Origin of the sequence: Pseudomonas sp. NMI542_15 (genome assembly GCF_021283425.1) — a bacterium.
Lineage (GTDB): Bacteria > Pseudomonadota > Gammaproteobacteria > Pseudomonadales > Pseudomonadaceae > Aquipseudomonas > Aquipseudomonas fortuita.
The window spans coordinates 1-17322 of the sequence record NZ_JAJSRO010000034.1 but is presented as its reverse complement, the minus strand read 5'-3'; the positions used below and the strand labels follow the sequence as shown (position 1 = coordinate 17322).

At 63.1% G+C, this 17322-nt stretch carries 2 protein-coding genes; both read right to left on the bottom strand.

The window, feature by feature from the left end; all coding sequences use genetic code 11:
* Nucleotides 1-16: 16 nt before the first annotated feature.
* Entirely contained in the window at nt 17-12343 is a 12327-nt protein-coding gene (locus tag LU684_RS28645; protein ID WP_232895297.1) for a non-ribosomal peptide synthase/polyketide synthase, read from the bottom strand.
* Nucleotides 12340-17322, bottom strand: a 4983-nt coding sequence (locus LU684_RS28640) for a non-ribosomal peptide synthetase (RefSeq protein WP_232895296.1), incomplete at its 5' end; no start/stop codon positions are given. The genes LU684_RS28640 and LU684_RS28645, both read right to left, overlap by 4 nt.

The following is a 17322-nucleotide window of genomic DNA, read 5'->3' as shown; positions in this document are numbered from 1 at the left end:
CGCCTGGCGCTTGCACTCAGGCAGCGCCAGTCACGGAGAGGCAGTGATCAATCAGCAGTTCAAGTTCTTCGCGATAGCTTCCCATCAGGGCGTCGATGGTCTGCGCCCGATAACGACGTTTGCTGTAGACGCATCGCAATGAAAGCGAGCCGTCGTAGACCTGGCCGACGATCTCCAGCCAGTTGGCCAGGCGCGCCCTCGGGCTATAGCAATCGCCTGACCCTTCCGGCGCAGGCTCAAGCAAAGCGTGCTTGTCAAAGCTTTGGTCGAACTGACCGAAATAGTTGAACGTCACCCGCGGTTGAGCTACTGCCGCCAGGCGCTCGCGCATCCGAGGTTCGCCCAGGTAACGCAACACGCCATAACCGACCCCCTTGTCAGGTACCGCCGCCAATTGCCGTTGCGTGGCCAGGATCGACTCACCGACCGCCGCAGCCTCGCCAGGGGCGAGACGTACCGGGAACATGCTGGTAAACCAGCCCACTGTCCGGGACAGATCCACGCCTTCGTAAAGGTCTTCGCGACCATGGCCTTCCAGCTGGATCAATGCGGCATCTTCGCCACTCCAACGGCACAGCACACGTGCCAGCGCCGCCAGTAGGATGTCGTTCACCTGCGTGCGATAGGCGGCAGGCGCCTGTTTGAGCAACTGCGCAGTCTTTTCCCGTGTCAGGTACAGATGGGCGGCCGCCTGCTCGCTGACCTCATTGCGCCCGCGCGGGTTGTCGCAAGGAAACTCGTTCGACAGCGGTTCGAGTTGAGCAAGCCACCAGTCACCTTGCTGCGCGCCAATCGATGCAGCCTCTTTTCGCAGAAGCTCTGCCCAGGCCCTGTAGCTCGTGGTGCGAGCAGGCAATGCCGGCGTGTCACCCTGGGTACAGGCCTGGTAAGCCCGCTGCAGGTCTTCGAGCAGTACCCGCCATGACACACCGTCCATGACCAGGTGATGGATGACCAGCAACAGTCGCGCCTGCCCATCGGCAAGCTGTACGTGCACAGCTCGCCAGACAGGTCCATCGACAAGCCTCAGGCTACGTTGAGCCTGATTCGCCAGCGTCATCAGCGCCTGCTCGTCACAAGCCTGTTCCCGCTGCAGCAGCGGTTGCCTGGCCTCATCAGGTGTCAGGTAGCGTTGCAGCCAACGACCGTTCTCCTGAACGAAGCGCAGCCGCAGGGCGTCATGGTGCGCTTCGATGCAGGCAAGCGCTTGGTCGAGCGCATCCAGGTCCAGCGCGATGCGCGGTTTGAGCATCAGGGCCTGGTTGAAGTGCGCGGGGTCCGCAAGCGCCTCGGCGAACATCCACTCCTGGATGGGCAGCAGATTGAACAGGCCGTCGACCGCCCCGGTGTCGGCCACCTGCACGGGTGCATGGTCGGCCTGCTCCTGTTTGCCGACGATCGCCTCGATCGTCTGATAACGCAGCACATCACGGAGTTTGAGTTCCATGTCCAAGGTCGGGTGATTCCTCACCCGAGACACCACCTGCAGGCTGAGGATGGAGTCGCCGCCAAGCTCGAAGAAGTTGTCCGTAATGCCAATGGGATCGACCTGCAGTACCTCTTCCCAGATCTGCGCCAGCAATCGCTCCTGTTCATTGCGAGGAGCGACATGCCCTGACGACTCGAATACCGGATCCGGCAGGCGCTTGCGGTCTAGCTTGCCGTTCGGCGTGACCGGGAATGAAGGCAACACGATGATCTGCGACGGCACCATGTACTCCGGCAATTGGGCAGCCAGTACGGCTCTCAAAGCCTTCGCCATGCTCGTGTCTTCGCCTACCACATACCCGATCAGTTGCTTGCCCACCGACGTTTCGTGCACGACAACGACGGCGTCCCGCACCCCGTCCTGGGTACGCAGAGCGGCTTCGACTTCACCGAGCTCGATCCGGAACCCCCTGATCTTGACTTGGTTGTCGATACGGCCCACGTAGTCGACCACACCGTCATCCCGTCTACGTACCAGGTCACCGCTGCGGTACAGACGGGCACCCTCCTTACCCAATGGGTCAGGCACGAAGCGCTCCGCAGTCAGGGCCGGGCGGCCATGATAGCCGCGAGCGACGCCGTCGCCGCCGATCATCAATTCGCCCGCGAAGCCCGGAGGCAGCGGGTTGAGCTCGTCATCGAGTACACGAAGGGAGCGCCGACCGACCGCATGGCCGATAGGCGCATAGGCAGCCGCACAATGACCGTCTCCAGGCACCTTCCACAAAAGCGGCGTCACCACCGTTTCGGTAGGGCCGTAGCCATTGGTCATCCAGGTGGGCTTGAGGGTCTTCCTGACCTGCTCGAACGTCTGTTCGGGCACCGCATCGCCACCAAAGCAGTAGATCTGCACCGGTGGCGGCTGATCGCCGCTGGCCTGCACCGACTCTGCCAACTGCTTGAGGTAGGCCGGCGGGAAACAGGCGATGGTGATGCGCTGGCGCCACAAAGCCTGCAGGGTCTGCTCCACTGTCCACACGTCACCGTCGCGTATGACCAGCGTGCCACCGCAGAGCAGGGTACTCAGCCAGCGCTCCTGAGCACCATCGAAGGCGAACGACATGAAATGCAGTTCTCGCGTCGAGGGCCCCATTTCGTATCGCTCCACGATAGCCTGACAATGCCGGCTCAATGGGCCCTGGGCGACAGCTACGCCTTTTGGCTTGCCGGTCGAGCCCGAGGTGTAGATCAGGTAGGCCAGGTTGCCGTCTTCGATGGCCGCAGGAGGCAGCGTCGGCTGGGGGACCCGCTGATCAGCAACAGGCTCGATGACGTGTACACGTTCCAGTGACGGCAGGCGCTGCAGCAGCGAGTGGCGCGTCACCAGCAGCTGCATGCCCGAGTCCTCGATCATCCAGGCCAGGCGATCTGCCGGGTACTCGAGATCCAGAGGTACATAGGCAGCCCCCGTCTTCATGATCGCCAGCAACGTCACGACCAGCTCCAGCGACCGCTCCAGGGCCACGCCGACGATCACTTCGGGCGCGGCACCCTTGAGCCGCAGCACGGTGCACAGATGCTCGGCCTGCCGCTCCAGCTCCGCGTAGGTGAGGCTTCGCTCGGCACACACCAGCGCGACGGCATCCGGTTGGCGCTGAGCTTGCGCTGCAATCGACTGCGCCAGTGTCTGCGTACCATAGACCGTCGCAGGCTCGGCGCCCCATTGCGCTGCCTGCTCCAGTTGGGCAGGCAGCAAGCACTGCAGATTGCCAAGCCTCGCCCGAGGCTGGCTCAACATGGCGTCCAGTGTGGCTTCCATGGTCTGCCGGATGCCTTGTACCGCCGCTTCACTGAAGCTGTTGCGCAGGTACAGGTATTCAATCGACAAGGTGTCGTTGAGATGCACGGCCAAGTCCATGGGAACGTTGGTCACACCCACGCCACTGGATTCGCCAAAGCCCACTTCGGCATCGGACGACTCGCGCATGCTCTCGTCGATCGGGTAGTTCTCGAACACGATAATGCTGTCGAACAGCGTCTGACCTGGGGTACCGGACCACCTCTGGACATCGTTCAGTGGGGTATGTGACCAGTTGCGCAGCTCCAGGTTGTAAGCCTGCAGGTCACGGAGCCAGTCCCCCAGGCAGGCGGTCGGGTCAAGTTCCTGCGATACCGGCAATGTGTTGATGAACAGCCCCAAGGTGCTGTCCGCGCCCGGCAGCGACTCCGGCCGACCAGCGACGGTCGCCCCGAAGGTGACTGCAGATTTGGCCGTGTAGCGCTGCAGCAACAACAGCCAGGCGCCCTGGATTACGGTGTTGGGCGTGACTCTCAGGTTTCGGCAGTAATCCTGCAGGCGCGTCGTCCACGCTTTGTCCCAGCGTGAATAGAGTGCGTTGTGCCCGGTTTCGTTGGCGCTGTGTCGCGGGTGAATCGTCTGGGCCAACAAGGTAGGCTCGACACCTGCCAGACTTTCACGCCAGAAGGCCTCCTGCCGCCCCTTGTCCTGGGCCTGCAGCCACGCGATGAAATCACCATAACGACCGACACTGCCGGACACTGGTTTGCCGGCGTAGTGCTGCATGACCTCGGCAAACAGCCGGGAGGTGCTCCAGCCGTCCATCAAGATGTGGTGGCTGGTCCAGATCATGTGATAGGTGTTCGAGTCCAGCTTCACCAGCAATAGCCTATGCAGAGGTGCCTGGGTCAGGTCGAAACCGTTCAGCCACTCTTCATGGGCAAGCGCCTGCACGGTCGCGTCAGGCGCCTCGCTGCCCTGCAGATCGATTTCCCTTACGGGCATCTGCGCCTGTGTATGGACAACCTGCAGCGGTTCGGCCAGGCCGGCCCAGTGGAAACTGGTACGCAGCACCTCGTGACGCGCGGTCACCGCTGCCCATGCCTGAATGAAAGGTGCGGTCTTCAGGCCGGTCACCGGCAGGCTGACCTGATGGATATACAGCCCTTCACCCTTCTCCTCGATGGAATGGAACAGCATGCCCTGCTGCATCGGCGAGAGCGGGTAGACATCTTCGATGACGTCGGCGGACAGGGGCAACAACGCTCGCTGTTCTTCACTGACGGCGACTCGGGCAATGACTGGCGCTTCGGATACAGGCGCATGGCGCTCCAACGTCGCGGCGAGCTGAGCGATGGTCTGGTGCTCGAATACCCGTTTCGGAGAGACGTCGTAACCTGCAAGCCGCGCCTTGCTGGCGATGCGGATCGACACGATCGAGTCGCCACCAAGCTCGAAGAAGTTGTCGTGAATACCTACCTGTTCCCGCTGCAGGACTTCCTGCCAGATCAGCGCCAGGGCGCTTTCGACTTCGTTGCTCGGGGCGCTGTATTGCTGCACGTTGGCCTTGAGCTCGGGCATCGGCAGGCGCTTGCGGTCCAGCTTGCCGTTGGGTGACAGCGGCATGCTGTCGAGCAGAACGTAATGGTAAGGCACCATGTAATCAGGCAGCCGGCGCGCCAGTACGGCCTTTACATCGTTCAGGTGTTCTTCACGGTCGATGACGACAAACGCCACCAGTTGCTTGCCGGTCGCCAGGTCGATTGCCAGGACAGCGGCTTCCTTCACGGCCGGGTGCTCCAGCAGGCTCGCCTCGATCTCGCCAAGCTCGATACGCAGGCCACGGATCTTCACCTGGTGGTCGATCCGCCCAGCGTACTCGATCACCCCGTCTTCACGCTGGCGCGCCAGGTCACCTGTGCGGTAGAGACGCTCCCCGTCACCGAAGGGGCTGACACAGAAACGCTCGGCCGTCAGCATCGCGCGCTCATGGTAACCGCGGGCCAGGCCGATACCGCCCAGATACAGTTCGCCCGTGACCGGCGCAGGCACCGGGTTGAGCTCATCGTCAAGAATGTAGGTATGCAGGTTGGCAATCGGCCGGCCGATCGGAACGCTGTGACTTTGCTCGTCCACACAGTGCCAATGGGTGACGTCGATAGCCGCTTCGGTAGGCCCGTACAGGTTGTAGAACTGGGTACCCGGCAGCAATGCCATCGCGCTGCGTTGCAGCTCAAGCGGCAGCGCCTCGCCGGAACACATCACCTGCCGTAGCGAAGTACAGGCCGCCTGCGGGCTGTCACCACTGATGAAGGCCTGCAGCATCGATGGCACGAAGTGCAACGTGGTGATGGCTTCGGTCTCGATCAGCCGCATGAGCAGCGCCGGGTCGCGATGTTCGCCCGGTTGGGCGAGCACCAGTCGGGCTCCCGTCATCAACGGCCAGAAAAACTCCCAGACCGATACATCGAAACTGAAAGGGGTTTTCTGCAGGACCTTGTCATCGGTGCGCAACGCGTAGGCGTCCTGCATCCAGAACAGCCTGTTCAGCAGCGCTTCGTGGGTATTGGCGGCACCTTTGGGCTTGCCCGTCGAGCCGGAGGTGTAGATCACATAGGCCAGGTTGCCAGGGTGCCCTGCAAACGCCAGGTTGTCAGCCGGCCACGTCAGGCAGTCATCCAGCTCATCAAGCATCAGGGTGTGGATGTGTGGACAGGCAGGTATCTGGACATTTCGATGGGTCAACAGCAGCTGGATTCGACTGTCTTCGATCATGTACGCCAGACGGTCCTGGGGATATTCAGGGTCGAGAGGGACATAGGCCCCCCCTGCTTTCAGGATTGCCAGCAATCCCACAACCATGTCCACCGAACGTTCCAGGGCAATACCGACCAATACGTCCGGGCCCACGCCGCGCTCGCGCAAGCGGTGCGCCAGGCCATTGGCGCGGACATTGAGCTGCCGGTACGTGAGCTGCTGCCCAGCAAATACCAGGGCGACGGCCTCGGGTCGTTGCAGTACCTGGCCCTCGAACAACTGGTGCACGCAGTGAGCGCCAGGGTAATCGACCGTCGTGTGGTTCCATTCCTCCACGATGCGACGGCATTCATCCACACCCAACATCGGCAGCTCGGAAATAAGGCGCTGCGGCTTCTGGATGATGGCATGCAGCAGGTTGGCGAAGTGCCCGGCGATTTGCTCGATGTCCCGGTCACTGAAGCTCGAACGGTCATAGCTGTAGTGAACGGACAACTGCGCACCCAGGCCAATGGCCAAGGTCAAGGGGTAGTTGGTCTGCTCGTGAATGTGCGTGTCGATGAACCTCAAGCCTGCAGGAGCGCCCTCGCGCAGCGCCTCGGAGACAGGGTAGTTCTCGAACACCAGCAAGGTATCGAACAGCCCATCCGCCGCTACGCCAGCCAGGCGCTGGACGTCATACAGCGCGGTGTGTTCATGCTCGCGCAGTGCCAGGTTCCGCCCCTGCAGTTCGGTGACCCATTGCTCCACGGTGATCGTCGGCTGCAGCCGGTTGATCACCGGCAACGTATTGATGAACAGACCCAGCTGATGCTCCGCACCGGCCACGTCCGCCGGTCGGCCAGCGACCGTGGCGCCCACGGCGACGCATTCCTGGCCAGTATAACGTTGTAGCAGCAACAGCCAGGCCGCTTGCACCAGCGTATTGACGGTAACCCGTCGTTCACGGGCGAACTCACTCAGCGTGGGCTGCCAGTCCAGCACCTGATAATGATCGGCATAACCGCTGTCCTTGTTCGACTTGCCTTGTCGGAACACTTGCGCCAGATGTGTCGGCTCCTGCAGATCCTGAAGCTGCTCTCGCCAGAAGGCTTCGCTGCGATCCTTGCCCTGTCCCTGCAGCCACTGGATGTAGTCACGGTAACGTCCAGGCTTACGCTCGGCCGGCTGCCCCGCGTAGTGCTGCAGCACCTCGCCAAGCAACTGCGAATTGCTCCAGCCATCCATGAGGATGTGGTGGCTGGTATAGATCAGGTGATGGCTATCGGGGCCTGTACGGATCGCGGTTATCCTGAGCAACGGATCATGCTGCAGGTCGAAGCCCTTGCGACGATCGTGCTCGGCCCAGACGCAGAGCTCGCGTTGCAGATCCTTGGACGCCGACCAGTCCAGTTCGGTGCAAGGGATCTGCACCTGCTCACGAATGATCTGCAAGGGCTGCTCGAACAAGGTGATGAAATTGGCACGCAGCACATCATGCTGCGCCGCCATCGCTTGCCAGGCTTGATCGAAGCGCGCAGCGTCCAGGCCCTGAACGTCGACACGCATCTGGTTGATGTAATCTCCGGTCTGCTCATAGGCGCTGTGAAACAGCATCCCCTGCTGCATCGGCGACAACGGGTAGATGTCCTCGATTTCGACGAGGGGCACAGGCAAGGCGTCGAGTTGCGCCTGGTTCAAGTTGCACAGGGGGAAATCCGAAGGCGTCCTGCCGAAGGCACTTTCGGATACGCAGTGATCAATCAGATCCTGCAATTCCCGAGCGTATTCGGCTGCCAGGCGTTCGACCGTCGTGACCTCGAACATGGCTTGGCTGAAGGTCCAGTTCAGGCTCAGCTCGCCTTTGAATATCTGCCCATCGATCGATAACCAGTTGCCCAGCGGCGCTGTCTCGCCCCGGCTTGCGCCACTGTGCTCGGCAGCAGGCATGAGGAAGGCTGCCTGGCCGAGTTCGCCGGCAGGCTCGTCGAAGCTGGCATCGAACTGCCCGAGGTAATTGAAGGTGATCCTGGGTGGTGCCAGTTCCGCCAAGGCCTGGCTGGCCTCTTGGTCGCCCAGATAGCGCAGCGCTCCGAACCCAAGCCCCTTGTTGGGAACCGCACGCAGCTGCTCCTTGATGGTCTTGATCGAGGTGTCCATCGCCTCGGCGGTGCTGAGCCTGACCGGGAACATGCTCGTGAACCAACCAACGGTACGGCTGAGATCGACGTTATCGCACAGTTCCTCACGACCGTGCCCTTCCAGTTGCACGAGCACCTCTTCCTGCTTCGTCCAGCGGGCGATCACGCGGGCCAGGGCCGTCAACAACAGGTCGTTGACCTGAGTGCGATAAGCCCCAGGAGCGTCCTGCAGGAGCTGGCGGGTGTAGCGCTCATCGAGCCGTGTCCGGGCGACAGCTGCATGCCTGGCCTGCAGTGAACCGTCAACGTTGTCGCAAGGGAGCGTGGCATCGACCGCTGACAGTGCCTGCCAATACGGCAGTTCATTGCGCAATACCTCGCTGTTGGCGTACGTCTGCAGCGCCTCGGCCCATGCCTTGACGGAACTGGTCTTGGCTGGCAGGGAAATGGTCTGACCCAGCGCCTCCTGACGGTAGGCGGCCTGCAGGTCTTCGAGCAGAATTCGCCATGAAACGCCATCCACGGCCAGGTGGTGGATCACCAGCAGTAGCCGCTGGTTACCGTCGGGCAGGTCTGCCAGCACGGCTCGCAGCAGTGGCCCTTGCTGCAGATCGAGGCTGCGTTGCGCCTTGTCGCACAGCGCCTGCAGTTCGGACGGGTGCTGAAGTTGCGCTTGCCACAGGCAGGTCGCCTGGGCTGGCTCGCCGATCTGGCGATAGCAGGCCGACCAAGTGCTGCCGTCTTCCTGCTGGAAGCTCACGCGCAACGCATCGTGATGGGCCAGCAGCGCTTGCAGCGCGCGGTCGAGCACGTTGCTGTCCAAGGCCTTTCCGGGCTTGAGCAGAAGGGCCTGGTTCCAGTGGTGACGATCGGCGATGTCTTCGTTGAAGAATGCCTGGTGAATCGGCAAGAGCTGCATGCGCCCCAGCACCGCGCCCTGATCAATCTGCATGGCCGGGGCGTGCCCCTTGGCGACCACTGCCGCCAGCCCCTCGACTGTCTGCAGCTGGAATAGCTGTTTGGGCGTGAACGTCATGCCCTCGCGGCGGGCCCTGCTGACCACCTGGATCGAGATGATCGAGTCGCCGCCCAGTTCGAAGAAGTTGTCGGTGGCCCCTACCCGTTCAAGCTTGAGGACGTCAGCCCAGATCGCGGCGATTCGCGCCTCGAGAGGGGTGCGCGGCGCCACATGGTGTTTCTGCCGCTGACGTACATCCGGGCGTGGCAATGCCTTGCGATCCAGCTTGCCGTTTGGGGTCAGCGGCAGCGCGTCGACGAACAGCAGATGGCTGGGAACCATGTAGTCCGGCAGTGTGGCCTGGAGGTGCCGGCGCAGGTGTTCTTCCAGCTCGCCAGCGTGTACATCGACCACCAGATAGGCGGCCAACTGCTTGCCACCCGGCCCATCGATATCGATTACCACGGCCTCGCGCACGCTGTCGTGCTCCAGGAGCTTGGACTCGATCTCGCCAAGCTCGATGCGCAGGCCGCGAATCTTCACCTGATGGTCGAGGCGGCCAGCGTATTCGATTACGCCGCCCGAGCGGTACCGCGCCAGGTCCCCGGTGCGGTAAAGGCGCGCACCACCCTGCTCGCTCCGATCAAGCGGGTCGGGCACGAACCGCTCCGCCGTAAGCCCCGGACGACGATGATAGCCACGCGCCAGACCCACACCACCCAGGTAGAGCTCGCCTGCCACACCTTGCGGCACCGGCAGCAAGGCACTGCTGAGGACATGGGTCTTGAGGTTGTCGATAGGTGTGCCGATCGGCACACTGCCATTGGCTTGCGCCTGGCAGGTCCAGTGGGTAACGTCGATCGCCGCTTCCGTCGGGCCGTAAAGGTTGAAAAGCCCGACGTGCTTGAGCCTGGCCAGGACCTGCTCTGAAAGGTCAGCAGGCAATGCTTCGCCACTGCACACCACGCGCTTGAGGGTTTCGCACCGCTCCACGTGCTCGCTGGTCATGAAGGCCTGAAGCATGGACGGAACAAAATGCAGGGTCGTGACCCTGTGTTGCCTGATCGCCTCCACCAGGCGTTCGGGGTCCCGGTGATCGCCAGGGCGAGCCACTGCCAGCCGCGCACCGGTGAACAGTGGCCAGAAGAATTCCCACACCGATACGTCAAAGCTGAAGGGCGTCTTCTGCAGCACGGTATCGCCGTGATCCAGACCGTAGGCCTTCTGCATCCACCAGAGCCGGTTGACCAGCGCCTGGTGCGTGTTGCCGGCGCCCTTGGGCCTGCCGGTCGAGCCCGACGTGTAGATCACGTAGGCCAGATCGGCCGGCACGTTGAGGTTGACAGGGTCGACGTCGCTATAGGCAGCCAGCCATTCATCTGCGTCATCAAGCACAATGCAGGCCATGCTGGGGGCGATTGGCAACTGGTCGCGCAGGGTAGTCTGGGTCAGCAGCAGACGAATGCCGCTGTCCTCCATCATGTAGGCCAGGCGCTCGGCCGGGTAGTCGGGATCGAACGGCACATAGGCGCCCCCGGCCTTCAGAACGGCGAGCAGCCCGACCACCATCTCGAGCGAACGCTCCACCGCTATCCCTACCAGCACGTCCGGGCCCACGCCTTTGTCGCGCAACGCGTGAGCGAGCCGGTTGGCGCGCTGGTTCAGTTGACGGTAGGTCAACACATCCTCGCCGAACAGCACCGCAGGGGCCTGGGGCGTCGCACGGGCTTGCGCTTCGATCAGCTGATGCATGCCCTGGTCGGCAGGGTAGGACGCTTGAGTGCTGTTCCACTGCTCCACAATCTGGCGATGCTCTTGCTGCCCGAGCATCGGCAACTCGGCGACAAGCTGCCAAGGCCGCTCGGCGATTGCCTCCAACAAGTGGGTCAAATGCGAAGCCATGCGCGCGACCGTCGATGCTTCAAACAGCGCAGTCGCGTAGTTGAGCTCTACCGCAATCCCATGCTCATGCTCGACCGTGTTCAGCGTGAGGTCGAACTGCGCGGTCTGTCGCTCCCAGGCGATGCCTTCGACCTGCAGACCCTGCAGGCGCCGGGCATTTCCCCTGGCTTGCGCCTGGTGGTTGTACATGACCTGGAACAACGGGCTGTGACTCAGGCTTCGTTCCGGGTGCAGCGCTTCTACCAGTTGCTCGAAAGGCAGGTCCTGATGCGCCTGGGCGGCCAGCGTGGTCTTGTGCATCTGGCTGAGCAAGCCCGTGAATGTCAGCGAGCTATCGAACTGCGCCTTGAGTACCTGGGTGTTGACGAAGAAACCGATCAGCCGCTCGGTTTCGACCCGGTTACGATTGGCGATGGGAATCCCGACACGCACTTCATCCTGACCAGAATACCGGTGCAGCAGGGTCTGGAAGCTGGCCAGCAGCAGTGTGAAAAACGTCACCCCCTGCTGTTGCGCCTGTTGCTTGAGCGCGTCGGCCAGTGCTGATTCGAGCTCGAACTTCAGGCTCGCGCCTTCGAAGCGCTGCGTCGCCGGACGCGGCCGGTCGCTGGGCAGTTCCAGCACCGGGTGTTCATCCCCCAGGTGGGCCCGCCAATACGCCAGCTGACGCTCCTGCTCGCCTGCCTCCATCCAGTGCCGCTGCCAGATGGCATAGTCGGCATACTGAATGGGCAGCGGAGCAAGGTCCACGGCCTCGCCGGTACATGCGTGGGCGTAATGCCCGATGAGCTCGTCGACCAGCACCTGCATTGACCAGCCATCGGTAGCGATATGGTGCAGGGTGATGATCAACACATGGTCATGCGCGTGCAAACGCAGCAACCTGACCCTGGTCGGCCACTGGCGCTCCAGGTCAAAGGGCGTGCGAGCCTCAGATTCGACCCATGCCTTGATCTGTAAGTCGGTTTCCGGCGCCGCCCCGACGTCGACGGGTTGCGCGTCGATTTCGAACGATTCTGGCGGGTGAATGACCTGAACGAGCTGTTCGTCATCAAGCGAGAACGTGGTGCGCAAGGTCTGGTGCCGTACGATCAAGGCCTGGAAGGCGCCACGCAGGGCGTCGATATCCAGTGCGCCCTGCAGTCTCAGCGCAATAGCCAGGTTGTAGGCCGTGCTCTGCGGATCCATCTGCCACAGGAACCATTGACGCTGCTGGGCGAACGATACCGGAACGCGGTCGAACAGCGACTGGGTGCAAGGCACTGGCAAGTTAGCCGGAGAAATGTTCTCGGCGTGCATCTTCTGCAGATACAGCTTGCGCTTGGCCAGCGGCAGCGTGACAAAACGCGTGGCGATATTCAGCGCGGCATCGTTACTCATTCATTCACCTCGAACTCTTCAAAAAGCCTATCCAGACGCTGCAGTTTTTCGTCGAAAGCCGACGCATCGCCGATGGATTCGATGTATCTGGCAAAATCGCCAAGGACCGGGTGCTGGAAGAGAACGGCCGGTTCCACGGTCAATCCCAGCGAAAGTTGCAAGCGCGAGAGCACTGATAGCGCCAACAGCGAGTGCCCTCCCAACTCGAAGAAATTGTCATTGAGGCCGACCTTCTCGACATTCAGCAGCTGCGCCCAGACGGCAGCGATCTGCTGCTCCACCTCGCTCTGCGGCGCGACATGGCCTTGCTGCGATACGCCAGGATCAGGCTGGGGCAACGCTTTGCGGTCGAGCTTGCCGTTGGGTGTCAGCGGCAGCGCATCGAGCCAGGTGAGGTACGCGGGGACCATGTAATCCGGCAAGGTCGCGCGCAGCTGTTCGCGCAGATGGCGACGCAGGGCGCTGCGCTGTTCCTCCGTCACGACCGCTGCTTCGCCGCTCGAGACCAGGTAGCCGGCCAGTTGCTTGCCACCAGGGCCATCGATGTCGATGACCACCGCCTCGCGCACAGCAGGATCATCGATCAGCCTTGCCTCGATCTCGCCCAGTTCGATGCGATAGCCACGCACCTTTACCTGGTGGTCGATGCGGCCCACGTACTCGAGCACCCCATCGCTGCGATAGCTGGCCAGGTCACCGGTACGGTAAAGCCGGCCACCACCCTGCCCGCTGCGATCGTATGGGTCCGGGACGAAGCGCTCGGCCGTCAATGCCGCGCGGCGCTGATAACCCCGCGCCAGGCCATCGCCACCGATCATCAGTTCCCCGGCCATGCCGATCGCGGCAGTCGACAGATCGTGCGCCATGACCTGCAAGGTCGTGTTGGCGATCGGCTTGCCCAGCAACGGCAAGGGATGTTGGTTGTCCAGGCAGTACGCCGCCGACCAGATCGTCGTCTCGGTTGGCCCGTACAGGTTCCAGATGCGCCCGCACAGCGCCAGCAACTGCTCGGCGAGGTCGACAGGCAGCGCCTCACCGCCACTGATGACCTTGCAACCGCGCAGGGTCTGCGCAGGCAGCGCCTGCAGCAGCATGCGCCAGGTCGAAGGTGTGGCCTGGAGGGTGGTGATGGCGTGGCGCTCGATCACAGCCTGCAGCGCCGACGGATCCTTGTTCTGGCGCTCGCCGATCAGCACCACCGAAGCCCCGGCCAGCAACGGCAGGTACAGCTCCAGGCCGGCAATGTCGAACGACAGCGAGGTCAGCGCCAGGACCCGATCGCCGGCGTCGATCCCAGGCTCGACCGCCATGCTGGCAAGGAAGTTGACCAGTGCCTGGTGGCGCACCTCGACCCCCTTGGGCCGACCGGTGGAACCGGAGGTGTAGATGCAATAGGCAAGGTGCTCGGGATGCTGCTCGATACCGAGGTTCTCGCCATCGAAGGCCGCCACCTGATGCCAGTCGCTGTCCAGGCACCAGGTCTGCACGCTGTGGGTGGGCAGCTGCGGCAGCAGATGGCTGAGGGTCAGCAGCAGATGCGCCCCGCTCTGCTCCATCATGTACCCCAGGCGCTCGCGCGGATACTCCGGGTCCAATGGCACATAGGCGCCACCGGCCTTGAGGATCGCCAGCAGGCCAACGACCATTTCCACCGATCGCTCGACGGCAATCGCGACCAGCACATCCGGCCCGACGCCCATTGTGCGCAGCTTGCCCGCCAGGCGGTTGGCGCGCTGATTGAGCTCGCCATAGCTCAAGGTCTGCTCGGCAAACAACAGTGCCGGGGCCTCAGGGGTGCGCGCGACCTGCATTTCGAACAGCTCGGGCAGGCTGCACTCATGCGGGTACTGCATCTGGGTACGGTTCCAGTCGTGGACGATGCGCTGTCGCTCTTCGTCATCGAGCATCTGCAGTTCACCGACCGGGGTATCGGCGTGCTGCACCAGGGCGTTCAGCAGATTGGCAAAGTGCCGGGCGATCTGCTCGACGCCGGTGTCGCCGAGGTGACTGCGGTCGTAGTGGTAGTGGATCGTCAGGGCATTGCCCGACTCGATCATCAGCGTCAGCGGATAGTTGGTCCGCTCGCGATTCTGCGTGCCTGAAAACGCCAGGCCTGCGCTGGAGCCCTGCTGCAGGACTTCCCCGACCGGGTAGTTCTCGAACACCAGCAGCGTGTCGAACAACGGCTCACCGGCCGAGCCCGCCCAACGCTGAATGTCGTAGAGCGGCGTGTGTTCATGTTCGCGCATGCTCAGGTTCTGTGCCTGCAGACGTTCGACCCACTCCCCCACCCGCAGGTCAGGCTGCAGCCTGGCTGCCACTGGTAGCGTGTTGATGAACAGGCCCAGCTGGTGCTCGACGCCACGCAGGTCCGCCGGCCGGCCGGCAACCGTGGCACCGAATGCCACGCCTTCCTGGCCGGTATAGCGGTGCAACAGCAGCAGCCAGGCTGCCTGCAGCAAGGTATTGACCGTCACCCGTCGTTGCCTTGCAAACGCGCTCAACGCCTGGGCGCAGGCTGCGTCGAGCGTCTGATGATGTTCGCCATGGCCGGTGTCCGCGCGGCTTCTATCCAGGCGCAGCGCCTGGGCCAGTCGCGTGGGCTCGCTGAGGTGCAGCAATTGCTGGCGCCAGAACGTCTCGCTCTGCTCGGCATCCTGGCGCTGCAGCCATTCGATATAGTCGCGGTAGCGCCCGGCCGGTCGCGCCAAAGCAACGCCCGCGTAGCGCTGCAACACCTCGCCCAGCAGCTGCGCATTGCTCCAGCCATCCATCAGGATATGGTGACTGGTGAAGACCAGGTGATGCTGCGCACTGTCTGTCTGGATGACTGTCAGTCGCAACAAGGGTGCCGCCTGCAGGTCGAAGCCACGCCGACGATCGGCCTCGGCCCAGGCATCCAGCCGCCCCTCGATGTCCTCCTGCGCGGTCCAGTCCAGCACGTCGAACGGCAGCTCGACGTGTTTGCGGATCACCTGCACCGGGCGTTCAAGGTTGGCGACGAATGCGGCGCGCAACACGTCGTGTCGGTCCAGCATTGCCTGCCAGGCACGCTTGAACCGCTCGATATCCAGGCCCGAAACGTTGACGCGCATCTGATTGACATACTCGCCCTGGCCTTGCTCGAAGACCGTGTGAAACAGCATGCCCTGCTGCATGGGCGAAAGCGGATAGATGTCCTCGATGGCACCTGCCGGAATCGGCAAGGCATCCAGCTGGGCCTGATCCAGCGCAGCCAGCGGGACATCGGACGGTGTCAGGGCGACTACGTCCTGATCGACGCAATGGTCGATCAGCGCCTGAAGCTCGCTGACATAGTCGTCGGCCACGGCCTGTACCGTGGCGCGGTCGAACATGTCCTGGCTGAACGTCCAGGCCAGGCTCAGCTCGCCAGCGTAGACCTGCCCGTTGATGGACAGCAGGTTTTCCAGCAAGGCCTCGGCAGACTGGCTAGCCCCGCTGCTCTCGCTGGCCGGCTGCAGGAATCGCTCCGTGGCTGTGCCTGGGCTTTCGGCAAAGGTGCTGTCAAGCTGCCCCAGGTAATTGAATGTGATGGGGGGCACTGGCAGGCGAGCCAGCACATCCCGTGCGTGCGAATCCCCCAGATAACGCAGCGCGCCATAACCGATGCCCTTGTCGGGGATCGCGCGGAGTTGTTCCTTGATCTGCTTGATCGAGGCATCGAGGCTCGGCGCCGCTGTCAGCTTCACCGGGAACAGGCTGGTCAACCAGCCGACAGTACGGGTCAGGTCGACCGCATCGAACAGGTCTTCACGGCCATGCCCTTCCAGTTGCACCAGCACCTCATCGCGCTGCGTCCAACGGGCGATCACACGGGCCAGGGCGGTCAGCAGCAAGTCGTTGACCTGGGTGCGGTAGGCGGCTGGCGCCTGTTGTAACAGCCGCGACGTTTGCTGCCGGTCCAGGCGCGCATGCACCGTCGCGGTGTGGCGGCCATGCAGCGATCCATCAGCCCTGTCCTGGGGCAGTTGCGCGTCGACCCCTTGCAACTGCGACTGCCAGTAACCGAGCTCTGCCTGCACTGCATCGCTCTGCGCGTAGGCCTGCAGCCGTTCGGCCCAGGCTTTGGTCGAGGTGGTCCTGGCGGGCAGCACGGCAGGTTGGCCTGCCACGTGGCGGTCATAGGCGTTCTGCAGGTCCTCCAGGAGAATGCGCCAGGACACCCCGTCCACCGCCAGGTGATGAATCACCAGGAGCAGGCGCTGGCTGCCATCGGGCAAGGTCGCCAGTACAGCGCGCAACAGCGGACCCTGTTGCAGGTTCAGGCTGCGCTGCGCTCGCTCGCACAGGGCTTGTAGCGCGTTCGCGTCGGTCAGGGTCTCTGCCCACAGCAGCCCGGCCTCAACGTCGCCCGGGGCGCAATGGGCGGCGAGCCATGCGCCTGCGTCCTGTTGTGGCGTGAAGCGCAGGCGCAACGCATCGTGATGCTCGACCAGCGTGTGCAAGGCCTTTTCCAGCGCGGCGCCATCGATAAGCCTCGTCGAGGCAAGCAGGACCGCCTGGTTCCAGTGATGAGGCTCGGCGATCGACTGTTCGAAAAACGCCTGCTGGATAGGCAGCAAGCGTGTCTCGCCGACCACCGGGGCCTGGTCGATCTGCGGGCCGCTGCCTTCCATGCGCGTGGCCACCGAGGCCAGGTCTTGTACGGTCTGATGCTGGAACAGCGCTTTGGGTGTGAAGTGGATCCCGGCCTGTCTCGCCCGGCTGACCACCTGGATCGAGATGATCGAATCCCCGCCCAGTTCGAAGAAGTTGTCCGTCACGCCGACCCGATCGAGCTTCAGGACCTCGGCCCAGATTGCCGCGATCTGTTGCTCCAGCTCGCTGCGCGGGGCCACGTAGCTGTCCTGCAGCACGCTTGCGTCGGGTTTGGGCAGGGCCTTGCGGTCCAGCTTGCCGTTGGCCGTTACCGGCAGGCGCTCAAGGAACAGCAGGTGGGTCGGGACCATGTAGTCGGC